The following is a 12,180-nucleotide window of genomic DNA, read 5'->3' as shown; positions in this document are numbered from 1 at the left end:
CCGCACGCACCATCCCTTAGAGTCGATCCATGACCGACGCCTCCCGCTCCTCCGCCGCGTCCCACGACGTCGTGATCGTCGGCGGCGGGCACAACGGACTGACCGCCGCCGCCTACCTCGCGCGGGCCGGCAAGAGCGTGATCCTCCTCGAGCGCCTGGACGACGTCGGCGGCGCCGCGGTGAGCGCCCAGGCCTTCCCCGGTGTGGAGGCGCGCCTGTCCCGGTACTCCTACCTCGTGAGCCTGCTCCCGCGCCGGATCATCGACGATCTCGGGCTCGACATCCGGCTCGCGCGCCGGCGCTACTCCTCGTACACGCCACTCCCGGGCGACCCCGCCGGCGCGGGCCTCCTCATCGACGACACCGACCCGGAGGCCACCGCCGCCTCCTTCGCCGGCGTCGGCGCCGCCGAGGACGCGGAGGCGTTCACCCGCTTCTACGAGTCGACGGGAGCCGTCGCGCGAGCGCTGTGGCCGACCGTGACCGAGCCCCTCCTGACCCGGAGCGAGGCACGAGCCCTCGTCGGCGACGACGAGCTCTGGGAGGCGCTCGTCGAGCGGCCCATCGGCGAGTTCATCGAGTCGCGCCTCCAGAGCGACCTCGTCCGCGGCGTCGCCGCCACCGACGCGCTGATCGGCACCTTCGCCAGCGTCTCCGACCCGGGGCTCGCCCAGAACCGCTGCTTCCTCTACCACGTGATCGGTCAGGGGACCGGCCAGTGGGACGTCCCCGTCGGCGGAATGGGCGCGGTGACCGGCGAGCTGGCGCGCGTCGCCCGCGAAGCCGGAGCCCGCATCGTGACGGGCGCGGAGGTCACCTCGATCCGCCCCGACGGCACGGTCGACTACGTCCGGAACGGGCACGAGCGGAGGGTCGAGGGCGCGCATGTGCTCGTCAACGTCGCCCCCGAGATCCTCGACCGGCTCCTCGGTGAGGAGGCCGATCGTGACGGCATCGGATCGGGGGGCGGACGCGCGCACGCCGAGGGCGCGCAGGTGAAGGTCAACATGCTCCTGAAGCGCCTGCCGCGCCTCCGCGACGCCTCGATCGACCCGGCCGCGGCCTTCGGCGGCACGTTCCACATCAACGAGACCTACACCCAGCTCGAGGAGGCCTACGCGGGGATGACCCGCGGTGTGATGCCCGACCTCCTCCCCTGCGAGATCTACTGCCACACGCTGGCCGACCCGACCATCCTCGACCCGGAACTCGCGGAGTCGGGCGCCCAGACGATCACCGTCTTCGGCCTGCACACGCCGGACCGCTGGCTGACCGACGAGAACAACGACGCGACCCGCGAGCGCCTGCAGGAGGCGGTGCTCGCCTCCCTGAACTCGGTGCTCGCCGAGCCGGTGGAGGACCTGCTGCTGACCGACGGCGATGGCAACCCCTGCATCGAGACGAAGACGACTCGCGACCTCGAGCGCGCGCTCAACATGCCCGGCGGCAACATCTTCCACGGCCCGCTGTCGTGGCCGTTCGCCGAGGACGGCGACGCCCTCGACACACCCGCGCAGCGCTGGGGCGTCGCGACTCCCCATCCCCGCATCCTGCTGTGCGGGTCGGGCGCGCGTCGCGGCGGCGCCGTCAGCGGCCTCGGCGGCCACAACGCCGCGATGGCCGTGCTGGAGGGCTGAGAGCACTCGGACACTCCGGGACTTGCGACCTCTGCCGGTACGGGGCGCACGTGACTAAGGTGGGGCACATCGGGGACACCGCTCACCTGGGGAGGTCACCATGCAGCCGCAGCCGACAGGTCGCCTGGTCCGCAAGGACGACGGGGTGTACATCGTCATCGACCGGATCTTCAAAGCGCACATCGAGGAGGTGTGGAGCTACTTCAGCCGCTCACCGCGTCTCGCGGAATGGCTCGGAGAGTACAAGGGCACCGGCTCGACGGGCGCCGTCAAATTCCGGATGAACGCCGAGGGCGACGCGGCTGACTGGCAGGACGTCGCCGTGCGCGAGTGCACGGCACCGCACCGGCTTCACGTCGTCGTCGACCCGTCCGGCCAGGCGATGGTCATGTACGTGCACCTCACGGAGGCGAGCGGGCACACCACGGTCACCTTCGGCTACCGGTTGCACAAGGTGGCCGACGGCGCCGACCTCGCGGTCGGCTGGGACTACTACTTCGACCGCCTCATCGCCGCGCACGACCACAAGCCGATGCCCGAGTGGGGCGACTACCACCCGGCGATGGTCGACCACTACGCGACGCTGTGCCACGAGCTCGACCGCGACCTGCGCTCGGAGCAGCTGGCCCAGCGCAACGGCACCACCGGCTGAACGACCTCGAGCGGCGCCTCAGTGCCAGCGGTGATCCTGAAGGGTCACCCGGGGACCGCGGCGCTCGAAGCGGAAGCCGCTGGCGAGGATCAGCCGCACCACGCGCTGCCGATGGCCCGCCCACGGTTCGAGCAGTTCGAGCATGCCGTCATCGTCGACACGCTTGCCGATGAGGGCCTCGCCGACGTAGTGCGCCAGGTGGTAGTCGCCGACGCTGACGAGGTCGGGATGCGCGTGCGAGCGCTGCAGGGTCTCGGCCGTCGTCCACACGCCGACCCCGGGGATCGTCCCCAGCGCTGCGGCGGCCTCCTCCAGCGAGGCGCCCCTCTCGACCGCGCGCTCGAGGGAGGGTGCCACAGCCAGGACGGCCTGGATGGCGCGGGCGCGGCGCGGATCGACTCCCGCGCGATGCCAGTCCCACGAGGGGATCCCGCGCCACACCTCGAGGGAGGGGACGACCCGCATGGCGGCCGGCGCCGGCCCGGGTGCCGGCTCGCCGTACCAGCGCAGGAGGCGCGCCCAGGACCGGTACGCCTCCAGGCTCGTCACGCGCTGCTCGATGATGGCCGGGAGGAGCGCCTCCAGCATCCGGTCGGTGCGCGCCAGCCGCAGCCCTGCGTTGCGCCGTCGACTGTCGCGCAACAGCCGGTGGGCAGACACGTCGAGGTCGGTCCAGTCGTCGTCGCGGCCGAGGAGGCGCGGGACCATGGCGATCGCCCACTCGGCCCCGGCGCCCCAGGCCGCTGCGGCTATCCCGCCGTCGGCTGCGGGACGGCCGACCCGGAGGGTCGCAGGCCCGAGCGGTGTGCGCCAGGTGCGCCAGACACCGCGTAGGTCCCACGTCGTGGTCGGGTCGTATGGCCCTCGCCCGAGAAGACCCAGGGTGGCCGGCACGTCGACCGGGCCGGCCGGTCGGTAGACGGTCTCCACGGCGGCCGCGGGCGGGCCGGATTCCGGGAGGACGGCGGTCATGCAGGAATGGTACGTCACCCCCCTGTCAGCGCACCGGGGAGGACCTCACGAGCAATTCTCGTTTTCCGTGCTGGCACCGATTCGGCATGTCGGCGGTCTCCCCTACCTTTCCAGCCATGGGAATCGAACTGGACCGGGGAGCCGTCGCGCGCCTGCGCGAGACCGTCTCCGGAATCGTCTACGTCCGCGGCGACGCGAGCCTGGGAGCCGAGGTCGCCTGCTTCAACCCCGCCATCCGGCACGACCCCCGACATCGTCGTCGGCGCAGCGACCGAGGCCGACGTCGCGGCGGCGGTCCGCTTCGCCCGCGAGCACCGCCTGCCCGTGCGGGTGCAGGCCACGGGGCACGGCTCCGAGTCCCCGGTCACCGGCGGCATGATCGTCTCGACGAAGCGGCTCGACGACCTCGGCATCGACCCCGCGACGCGTCTCGCGCGGATCGGCGCCGGTGTCCGCTGGGCCCCCGTCGTCATCGCCGCCGCCGAGCACGGACTGGCGCCCATCACCGGCTCCTCCACGAGTGTCGGAGCGGTCGGCTACGCGCTCGGCGGCGGCCTCGGCCCGCTCGCGCGCAGCCACGGCTTCACCTCCGACTGGATCCGCGGCTTCCGGGTCGTCACGGCCGAAGGCGAGCTGACGACGGCCGACGCCGCCACCAACGCCGACCTGTTCTGGGCGCTTCGCGGCGGCAAGGGCGGCCTCGCGATCGTGACCGAGATGACGCTCGAGCTCGTGCCGCTGCGAACGCTGTACGGCGGCAGCGTCTTCTTCGAAGGGGGAGCGATCGAGCCCGCGTTCCGCGCGTGGATCGACTGGTGCGCCGAGCTGCCGGACGAGGCGACGACCTCCGTGGTCTTCCTGACGGTGCCCGACGTCGAGGGCGCGCCCCCGCCCCTCCGCGGCCGCGAGCTGCTCAGCGTCCGCTTCGCCTACCCGCGCGGCGCGGCCGACGGCGAGCGGCTGTTCGCACCGATGCGGGAGGCGGCGCCGGCCTTCCTCGACATGGTCGCCGAGATGCCGGCGAGCGCCGTCGGGACGATCCACAACGACCCCGAGCAGGGTTCGCCCACCTGGATCCGCGGCTTCATGCTCGACACGTTCGATCAGGAGGCCGGTGATGCGGTCCTCGAGCTGGCGGGCCCGGGATCGGGTTCCCCGTTCCTGGCGGTCGAGCTCCGGCAGATCGGCGGTGCGACCGCGACCGACACGGCCGACGGAACCGCGGTCGGCGGGCGCGACAGCGGCTACACCCTCAGCACCCTGGCGGCCGACCCGTCGACGTTCGCCGAGGCGGCGCCTGCGCGCGCTGCGGCTCTGGAGGCGGCCCTCCGCGATCGCATCTCGGCGATCACCAACGTCAACTGGGTCACCGACCTCAGCGACCGTGCCGCGTTCGAGCGGGTCTGGCCCTCGACGGTCTCCGACCGGCTCGCGGCAGCACGCGCGGCGTGGGACCCGGAGCGGGTGTTCGCGTTCGGACCGGCCTGACCGGCAGACGCCGCCCTCACTCGCTCCAGACGCTCGGCGCCTCGGAGCGGGTCGAGGGCAGCGCCGCATCGGCTCCCCACTCGACGAGCCACCCGGGCACGGTCACCTCGCTCGGCGATGGGCCGACCGCCTCCAGCAGTTCGGCGATGGACACGACACCGCCGCCGCGCTTGAGGAACCGGCCGCGGATGAACGCCTGCGTGTAGATCTCCCCGTGCACGACGAACCGCTGCTCGACGTAGACGGCCTTCTCGTCGAATCCGAGGATGCGGGACTCGACGGTGAAGGCCTGCCCGAGCTGGAGGGACTTCCGGAACGAGATCGTCTCGCTCGCGACCACCGGATACCAGCCGCGCTGCTTGAAGATGGCCCAGACGCCGTTGCGCATCAGCAGGTCGAAGCGCCCGATGTCGGCGATCGACAGGTACACGCCGTTGTTCATGTGCTTCAGGATGTCGAGGTCCGTCGGCAGCACCCGGAACCGCGTCCGCGCCACATCCCAGTGGCCGAGCCGCGGGCCGAACCGTGAGAGCAGCGCGTGGAGCATCGTCCGGAAGAGCATGTGCACCGGGCCATGCTAATGATCCGGCAACGAACCGCCCAGACGGTTGTGCGAGACCTCCAATTCGCCGCCGCGCCACCGGCGGCCGCATTGTGGAGGGACGGGCCTCACCGGGCGAGCGGGACCTCGACGATGCTCAACCCGGGAGGCGGGGCCGACAACGCCTGATCCAGTTCGCCCTTGGTCCGCACCACGCGATGCTCCCAGCCGTAGGCCTGCGCCAGAGACGCGAAGTCCACGCTGTGGGGCGTGTACAGCACGCGATCGAAAGCTGGCGCCGGGGCGCTCGACGCGACCTCGAGCCCGTCGAAGATCGTCCCTCCGCCGTCGTTCCCGACGACGATCTGGAGCTGAGGCGGGGCTTCGCCGGGGGGCGCGAGGAGCGCACCGACGTCGTGCAGCAGAGCCAGATCGCCGAGGAGGACGCGCGTGACACCGGTCGGTGCCCCGGCCGCCCGCGCCTCCGCCTGGCTCACCAGGGCGATGCCGATCGCTGTCGAGATGGTTCCGTCGATCCCGGCGAGCCCGCGGTTCGCGTGCACCGAGATGCGTTTGCCCGGCACGATCCGGTCGGCGTCGCGGATGAGGCGGGAGGCGCCGAGCACGAGCCGGTCGTGCGGCCAGGTGTAGCGCCAGAGCGCCTCGGCGAGAAGCGGACGCGTGATCGGAGCGCGGACGGCGGCGAGTTCCGCCCTGGCGAAGGCCAGTGCGTCCGCCGGCTCGTACGAGCGCGCCTTGTCGACGTCGGGAGCGGCGACGGAGGGCGCGGCCTCGTGTTCCGCCTCCTCGGTCAGCCGCCGGCTCGCGAACACCCAGCTGCCGACCCAGGCGCGCGCCTCCCGGGACCGGGGATCGGCACCGGCGGGAGCGACGACCCCGCCGACGACGGATGCGCGCCTCGCCGGGTTGTAGGCCTGCCGCCCGACGGGGGCGACGACGACCACCTCCACGTCGTCGCGCTGGAGGAGCCCCGGAACCTCCCGGCTCAGCGTGGGGTGCCCGAAGACGACGGCCCGCTCGACCCGACCGCCGAACTCGGCCTCGTGGAGCAGCCGGCGGTACGCCACGACGAGGTTCGGCCCGAAGCGGGCGCCGCTGGTCACCTCGGCCAGCAGCGGGTATCCGGCAGCGCGCGCGAAGGACTCGGCCTCGGGTCCGGCATCGGCGCCGGCGACGACGACCGTCGCCTTGCCGGCCGCGAGCTCGAGCACCGAACGGCCGAGCACGTCCGGACCCGCCACGGAGGGGCGTCCCGCGCGCTCGATCGGGCGCGACTCGGGCACGGCGACGGAGAGCGGTTCGCGGAAGCCCACGTTGAGGTGCACGGGGCCCGGGTCGGCGGTGTCGGCTCCGACCGCGGCGCGGACGGCCTCGTTCGCCGCGGATTCGGCTGCGGCCGCTTCGCCCTCCGAGCCGTCCGGCGCGGGGATGTCCGCGGCGAGCCGGACGACGTCGCCGTACAGCCCCTCCTGGCGGGTGGTCTGGTTGCTGCGGATGCCGCGGAGCTCGGCCGGGCGGTCGGCCGTGACGACGATCAGCGGGATACCCGCCTCGTGCGCCTCCAGCACGGCGGGGTGCAGGTTCGCGGTGGCCGTCCCGCTCGTGGTGATGACGACGGCCGGGGTTCCGCTCTCCCGCGCGGTGCCGAGGGCCAGGAAACCGCTCACGCGCTCGTCGATGCGGACGTGGAGGCGCACCGCTCCGGACCGCTCGAGCTCCGCCGCGGCGAGCGCGAGCGCCTGGGACCGCGAGCCGGGGCTAACGACGATGTCGCGCACGCCCGCGCGCACGAACCCGGTCAGGAGGGCGACGGCATAGTCGGTGGCCGGGTTGCCGGTGGTGCTGAGTTCGCCCGCTTGCCGGGCCTCAGCCATCCCGGCGGCCGGTCTGGTCGTCGGGTCCGTTCTCGTCGAGTTCCGCTAGCTCCTTCTCGAGCTGCCGGATGCGCTCCTCCTGGTCGCGGTCGACGCGGAGCTTGCCGAGGAACTCCGGGTCGTCGTCGGGTGCGGTCACCCGGCGTCCCACCGACGACTTGCGGCGGCCGCGGCCGATGAGGAACCACAGGATCCCGCCGATGATCGGGAAGAGGATGATGATGAGCAGCCACACGGGCTTGGGAAGGCCGCGCACCCGAGATCGGTCGAAGAAGGCGCAGTCTGCCACCGAATAGATGTAGAACACCACGGCTGCGACGCCGAGGGCTATCCAGAGGCGAACCATGGGTCAATCGTAACTCTCAGAGACGGTCTCTAAGCTGGGAGGGTGAAGCGGATTCCCTCCTGGATCACCTACACCGTGCTGCGGCTCCTGGTGTTCGCGGTCCCCCTCGTCGTCCTGCTTCTCGTGGGCGTCATCTGGTGGCTGGCGGTCATCGCGGCGGCCCTCATCGGGCTGTGCCTGTCGTACATCTTCCTGAGCCGACCCCGCAACGCCGTCTCGTCCGACCTGTACGCCGTCCGGCATCGCGAGCGTCCCGCCACGACGGAGGACGATGACGTGGAGGACGCCGCCGTCGACGCCACACAGGCCGAGCGGCGACCCGAGGGGGGCTCCCGCACCGACGGCAGCTGAGCCGCTCGCGGCTCAGAACGCGTAGGCGGCGCCGAGGGCGATGCCGACCAGCAGGCCTGTCAGGCTCGTGAGCTGCAGCGCAGTGATGAGCTCGCGAGGCGTCTTGGCGAAGATCGTGATGACGCACGCGGGAAGCGCTGCCAGCAGGGCGAACATGCCGAACCAGGCGAACGGGTAGAAGAGCGCCAGGACTCCGAGGATCGCGAACGGCACGAGCAGCAGGATGCAGAAGACGACCCGGGAGGCGACGCGCCCCAGCAGGACGGCCAGCGTCCGCTTCCCGGCCTGTTTGTCCGGGTCGATGTCGCGGATGTTGTTGACCATGAGCACGGCGCACGCGATGAGGCCGGCGATGACGCCGCCCAGCCAGGCTTCCTGATTGGCCGTGCCCGAGAGCATGTAGGTTGTGCCGACGGTGGCGACGAGCCCGAAGAAGACGAAGACGAAGAGTTCGCCCAGACCGTAGTAGCCGTACGGCCGCTTGCCGCCGGTGTAGAACCAGGCGGCCGCGATCGCCGCGGCGCCCACGATGAGGACCCACCAGTGCTGGGTCAGGATGACGAGGATGAGTCCCGCGACGGCGGCGAGCGCGAAGAAGGTCAGCGCGACGCTCAGGACGCGCCGGGGCGCGGCCTTGCCGGAGCCGGTGAGACGGCCGGGACCGACCCGGTAGGCGTCCGTGCCGCGCACCCCGTCGGAGTAGTCGTTGGCGTAGTTGACGCCGATCTGGAGGAGCACGGCGACGGCCAGGCACAGCAGCGAACGGATCGGGTGCCAGACACCCGGGCCTTCGGCGACCTTCGCCGCACCCACGCCGATGAGGACGGGCGCGACCGCGAGCGGGAGGGTGCGCAGTCGCGCTCCGGCCACCCAGTCACCGAACGTGGCGGGCTTCACCGTGCGGGCAGCAGCACCGGGGCGTCCGCTTCGACCGCCTCGGGGTCCGCGGGACGGGGTGGGAGTCACGCGCTGCGTACGCGGTTTGTTCTGGCTCATCACAGTGCGAATCGTAACAACATCGGCTATGCCGCTCCGCCCGCTGACCGGCTCGGCTCGCCGCTGACGATCCGCTCGGCGGCGGCTCGAACCGTGACCCGATCGGGCTTCCCGCTGCTGAGGCGCGGCATCCGCGGCACCGCGACGATCGCCGCAGGCGCCGCGGCGCGGCCGAGCTCCGCGGCGACGCGGCCGCGCACCGTGGCCAGGTCGCCTTCCAGGACACCGTCCAGGCCCTCATCGAGGCGGGCCGGGTCGGCCCTCGTCCCGGCGCGCTCCACCACCACGACGGGGACCGTCCCCCACTCATCGTCCGGGATGCCGACCACGATCGCCCCGCCGAACCCGTCGATCCCACGGACGCTTCTCTCGACCGCATCGAGCAGGACCTTCTCGCCTCCCGAGATGATGACGTTGTCGGCGCGGCCGAGCACCGTCACCCGGCCGCCGTCGACCGTGCCGAGGTCACCCGTCAGGTACCAGCGCAGGCCGTCCGCCTCGACGAAGGCCGCAGCGGTGCGCTCGGGGTCGTCGAGGTAGCCCTCGGCGAGGGAGGGACCGGCGATCCGCAGCATGCCGTCGACCTCCGCGACCTCGGTCGTCCCGATCGGGACGCCGTCGTAGACGCAGCCACCTGCGGTCTCGCTCGAGCCGTAGGTGGCGATGACGCGCGCACCCAACGCTTCGGCGCGCTCACGCAGGTCCGGTGTCAGCGCCTGGCCGCCGATAAGAACACCGTCGAATCGCTGCAGCGCCCGCTGCACCGCGCGGTCTCCCGCCTCCGATGCCTCGACCAGGCGCGCGAGCTGCACCGGCACCAGCGAGACGAAGCGGAGATCGTGCGTGAGGTCGTCGCAGCGTCGGGCGAACTCGGCGGCGTCGAAGTGCCCGGGGCCGTAGGAGACGGGCTCCGTCCCGGCCGCCAGCGACCGGACGAGCACCTGCGCTCCGGCGATGTAGTGCGTCGGAAGCGCGAGCAGCCACTGACCCTGGCCGCCCAGCGCACCGGCCGAGGCCGCTGCGCTCGCGAGCAGCGCGTCCGCGGACAGCGCCACGCGCTTCGGGACGCCCGTCGACCCGGACGTCTCGACGATCAGCGCGACGTTCTGCGGCACCTGGTCGTTCTCGGTCGGCCAGCCGCTCCCGGCGCCGGGCGCCGCGAAAGCCCGCGGGATGACCGCCGGGCCGCCCTCGGTCAGCGCCGCACGCAGGGCGGCCAGCACTGCCGGGCCATCGGACGAGTCCAGCACGACGATGCGCCGGCTCACGGCGCCGCCCTCCCGTTCCGCGCTCCCGCCGCCCCGAGGGAAAGCGAGCGCATCAGTACTGCCACGGGAACGGGGACCAGTCCGGCTCGCGCTTCTCGAGGAAGGCGTCGCGCCCCTCCACGGCCTCGTCGGTGCCGTAGGCGAGCCGGGTGGCCTCGCCGGCGAACACCTGCTGGCCGACGAGCCCGTCGTCGACCGCGTTGAAGGCGAACTTCAGCATCCGGATCGCGGTCGGCGACTTCGTCAGGATCTCATTCGCCCACGCGAGCGCCGTGCTCTCGAGCTGCTCGTGCGGGACGACCGCGTTGACAGCGCCCATCTCGTACGCGCGCTGCGCCGAGTACTCCTGAGCGAGGAAGAACACCTCGCGCGCGAACTTCTGGCCGACCTGGCGTGCGAAGTAGGCGCTCCCGTAGCCCGCGTCGAACGATCCCACGTCTGCGTCGGTCTGCTTGAACCGCCCGTGCTCGGCGCTGGCGATCGTGAGGTCGCACACGACGTGGAGCGAATGGCCGCCGCCCGCAGCCCAGCCGGGCACGACGGCGATGACGACCTTGGGCATGAACCGGATGAGCCGCTGCACCTCGAGGATGTGCAGACGCCCGCTGCGGGCGGCGTCGATCGTCGAGGCGGTCTCGCCCTCGGCGTACCGGTAGCCGTCACGGCCGCGGATGCGCTGGTCGCCACCGGAGCAGAAGGCCCACCCGCCGTCCTTGGGGCTCGGGCCGTTGCCCGTCAGCAGCACGACGCCGATCCGCGGATCGGTCCGCGCGTGTTCCAAGGCGGAGTAGAGCTCGTCCACGGTGTGGGGCCGGAAGGCGTTGCGGACCTCGGGACGGTTGAACGCCACTCGCGCGACGCGCCCGGCGTTGTCGTGGTGATACGTGATGTCGGTGAGAGACGTGAAGCCCTCCACCTCGCGCCACGCACCGGGATCGAAGAGCTCGGAGACCGCTGCTGCCATGGACCCAGCCTACGTTCCAGCGCCCGGTCGAGAGGGTGCGTGCCACACTTGTGAAATGCTGCCCGAGCTGGCTGAAGTGTTGACAAGCGCGCGCGTCGTCGCGCTGCCCATGACCACGCGCTTCCGGGGCATCCGAGTCCGGGAGGCGATGCTCTTCGAGGGGCCGCAGGGCTGGACCGAGTTCTCGCCCTTCGTCGAGTACGACGATCATGAAGCGGTGTCGTGGTTGCGAGCGGCCATCGACTTCGGGTGGCGTCCGTCGCCGCAGCCCCTCCGTGGGCGCATCCCCGTGAATGCGACGGTTCCGGCCGTCCCGGCTGCCGAGGTGGCCGCGATTCTGCGGCGTTATCCCGGCACGCGCACGGCGAAGGTCAAGGTGGCGGAACCGGGCCAGACCCTCGCTGACGATGTCGTCCGCGTGCGCGCCGTCAGAGAGGCGCTCGGGCCGGAGGGCCGTGTCCGGGTCGACGCCAACGGCCTGTGGAACGTCGACGAGGCCGAGCACGCGGTGCACGCACTGGCCCCCTTCGACCTCGAGTACGTCGAGCAGCCGTGCGCCACGGTCGACGAGCTCGTCGAGATCCGCCGCCGCACCTCCTATATGGGCATACCGATAGCGGCCGACGAGAGCGTTCGTAAGGCGGCCGACCCGCTCGCCGTCGCCCGCGCCGGCGCAGCCGACCTTCTGATCGTGAAGGCCCAGCCGCTCGGCGGCATCCACGCCGCGCTCGCGATCGTCGAGGAGGCGGGCCTCCCCGTCGTGGTCTCGAGCGCGATCGACACGTCTGTCGGGATAGCGATGGGTGCGCACCTCGCGGCCGCGCTCCCCGAGCTCGAGTACGACTGCGGGCTCGGCACCGCCGCCATGTTCGTGAGCGACGTCACGGACGCGCCGCTCATCCCCGAGGGGGGCAGCATCCCCGTGGTTCGTCCGCGGGTGGTCGAGGCTCGATTGGAGGCGCTGGCCGCCGACGAGGAGCGCACTGCCTGGTGGAGGGACCGGCTGCGGCGCTGCTTCCACCTCCTGGAAGCCTCGGTCGCACTTTAGCCGCCGGTCGATCGCGGCCACG

General features: G+C 72.1%; 12 protein-coding genes. 5 read left to right on the top strand and 7 right to left on the bottom strand.

The window, feature by feature from the left end; genetic code table 11:
* Positions 1-29 precede the first annotated feature (29 nt).
* Both FPT20_RS17485 and FPT20_RS17480 read left to right on the top strand, forming a co-directional pair.
* Positions 30-1,637, top strand: a complete 1,608-nt coding sequence (locus FPT20_RS17485) for a phytoene desaturase family protein (RefSeq protein ID WP_158867629.1) — start codon at positions 30-32, stop codon at positions 1,635-1,637.
* A gap of 100 nt (positions 1,638-1,737) precedes the next feature.
* Complete coding sequence (locus FPT20_RS17480; RefSeq protein ID WP_158867627.1) at positions 1,738-2,289, top strand: SRPBCC domain-containing protein; 552 nt, start codon at positions 1,738-1,740, stop codon at positions 2,287-2,289.
* 18 nt (positions 2,290-2,307) lie between these two features.
* On the opposite strand, the gene FPT20_RS17475 is transcribed toward FPT20_RS17480, so the two are convergent.
* Positions 2,308-3,261, bottom strand: a complete 954-nt coding sequence (locus FPT20_RS17475) for a DNA-3-methyladenine glycosylase family protein (protein ID WP_199245902.1) — start codon at positions 3,259-3,261, stop codon at positions 2,308-2,310.
* Positions 3,262-3,267: 6 nt separating this feature from the next.
* Between FPT20_RS17475 and FPT20_RS17470 the strand changes: the two genes are divergently transcribed.
* Complete coding sequence (locus tag FPT20_RS17470; RefSeq protein ID WP_233265607.1) at positions 3,268-4,749, top strand: FAD-binding oxidoreductase; 1,482 nt, start codon at positions 3,268-3,270, stop codon at positions 4,747-4,749.
* 16 nt (positions 4,750-4,765) lie between these two features.
* Here the strand turns inward: FPT20_RS17470 and FPT20_RS17465 are convergent, their stop codons facing one another.
* The 3 genes from FPT20_RS17465 to FPT20_RS17455 all read right to left on the bottom strand — a co-directional run bounded on the left by FPT20_RS17465 (position 4,766) and on the right by FPT20_RS17455 (position 7,531).
* The gene (locus FPT20_RS17465) at positions 4,766-5,317 is read right to left on the bottom strand and encodes an acyl-CoA thioesterase (protein ID WP_442786498.1); all 552 of its coding nucleotides are present in this window, start codon (positions 5,315-5,317) and stop codon (positions 4,766-4,768) included.
* 101 nt (positions 5,318-5,418) lie between these two features.
* Positions 5,419-7,185, bottom strand: coding sequence for a 2-succinyl-5-enolpyruvyl-6-hydroxy-3-cyclohexene-1-carboxylic-acid synthase (gene menD / locus FPT20_RS17460; protein ID WP_158867625.1), 1,767 nt, complete (start codon positions 7,183-7,185; stop codon positions 5,419-5,421).
* Positions 7,178-7,531: a PLDc N-terminal domain-containing protein gene (locus tag FPT20_RS17455; RefSeq protein WP_158867623.1), complete on the bottom strand. Its 354-nt coding sequence runs from the start codon at positions 7,529-7,531 to the stop codon at positions 7,178-7,180. Before FPT20_RS17455 ends, menD begins: the two co-directional genes overlap by 8 nt.
* A gap of 42 nt (positions 7,532-7,573) precedes the next feature.
* Here FPT20_RS17455 and FPT20_RS17450 point away from each other — a divergent pair, with 42 nt between their 5' ends.
* A complete protein-coding gene (locus tag FPT20_RS17450) occupies positions 7,574-7,882 on the top strand; it encodes a DUF4229 domain-containing protein (protein ID WP_233265606.1) in 309 nt (102 codons plus the stop codon).
* Between the two features lie 12 nt (positions 7,883-7,894).
* Here FPT20_RS17450 and FPT20_RS17445 read toward each other — a convergent pair whose 3' ends face one another.
* The 3 genes from FPT20_RS17445 to FPT20_RS17435 are packed head-to-tail and all read right to left on the bottom strand — an operon-like array spanning position 7,895 to position 11,110.
* Positions 7,895-8,878 carry a 1,4-dihydroxy-2-naphthoate polyprenyltransferase gene (locus FPT20_RS17445; protein WP_158867621.1) on the bottom strand — a complete coding sequence of 328 codons (984 nt, stop codon included), beginning with the start codon at positions 8,876-8,878 and terminating at the stop codon, positions 7,895-7,897.
* A gap of 26 nt (positions 8,879-8,904) precedes the next feature.
* On the bottom strand, positions 8,905-10,146 hold the full coding sequence (locus FPT20_RS17440) for an AMP-binding protein (RefSeq protein ID WP_199245900.1): 1,242 nt from the start codon (positions 10,144-10,146) through the stop codon (positions 8,905-8,907).
* 52 nt (positions 10,147-10,198) lie between these two features.
* A complete protein-coding gene (locus tag FPT20_RS17435) occupies positions 10,199-11,110 on the bottom strand; it encodes a 1,4-dihydroxy-2-naphthoyl-CoA synthase (protein WP_158867619.1) in 912 nt (303 codons plus the stop codon).
* 55 nt (positions 11,111-11,165) lie between these two features.
* On the opposite strand from FPT20_RS17435, the gene FPT20_RS17430 reads away from it, so the two are divergent.
* Positions 11,166-12,158 carry an o-succinylbenzoate synthase gene (locus FPT20_RS17430; protein WP_158867617.1) on the top strand — a complete coding sequence of 331 codons (993 nt, stop codon included), beginning with the start codon at positions 11,166-11,168 and terminating at the stop codon, positions 12,156-12,158.
* Positions 12,159-12,180 lie beyond the last annotated feature (22 nt).

The sequence above is a fragment of the Leifsonia sp. AG29 genome (assembly GCF_009765225.1).
Lineage (GTDB): Bacteria > Actinomycetota > Actinomycetes > Actinomycetales > Microbacteriaceae > Leifsonia.
The sequence above is the reverse complement of the archived record's forward strand: the minus strand, read 5'-3'. Positions and strand labels throughout refer to the sequence as shown.

What these genes read in the sequence shown, in the direction of transcription:
- FPT20_RS17485 (WP_158867629.1), top strand. Translation starts at nt 30, where the DNA reads ATGACCGACGCCTCCCGCTCCTCCGCCGCGTCCCACGACGTCGTGATC.
- FPT20_RS17480 (WP_158867627.1), top strand. Translation starts at nt 1,738, where the DNA reads ATGCAGCCGCAGCCGACAGGTCGCCTGGTCCGCAAGGACGACGGGGTG.
- FPT20_RS17475 (WP_199245902.1), bottom strand. Translation starts at nt 3,261, where the DNA reads ATGACCGCCGTCCTCCCGGAATCCGGCCCGCCCGCGGCCGCCGTGGAG.
- FPT20_RS17470 (WP_233265607.1), top strand. Translation starts at nt 3,268, where the DNA reads ATGGTACGTCACCCCCCTGTCAGCGCACCGGGGAGGACCTCACGAGCA.
- menD (WP_158867625.1), bottom strand. Translation starts at nt 7,185, where the DNA reads ATGGCTGAGGCCCGGCAAGCGGGCGAACTCAGCACCACCGGCAACCCG.
- FPT20_RS17455 (WP_158867623.1), bottom strand. Translation starts at nt 7,531, where the DNA reads ATGGTTCGCCTCTGGATAGCCCTCGGCGTCGCAGCCGTGGTGTTCTAC.
- FPT20_RS17445 (WP_158867621.1), bottom strand. Translation starts at nt 8,878, where the DNA reads ATGAGCCAGAACAAACCGCGTACGCAGCGCGTGACTCCCACCCCGTCC.
- FPT20_RS17435 (WP_158867619.1), bottom strand. Translation starts at nt 11,110, where the DNA reads ATGGCAGCAGCGGTCTCCGAGCTCTTCGATCCCGGTGCGTGGCGCGAG.
- FPT20_RS17430 (WP_158867617.1), top strand. Translation starts at nt 11,166, where the DNA reads ATGCTGCCCGAGCTGGCTGAAGTGTTGACAAGCGCGCGCGTCGTCGCG.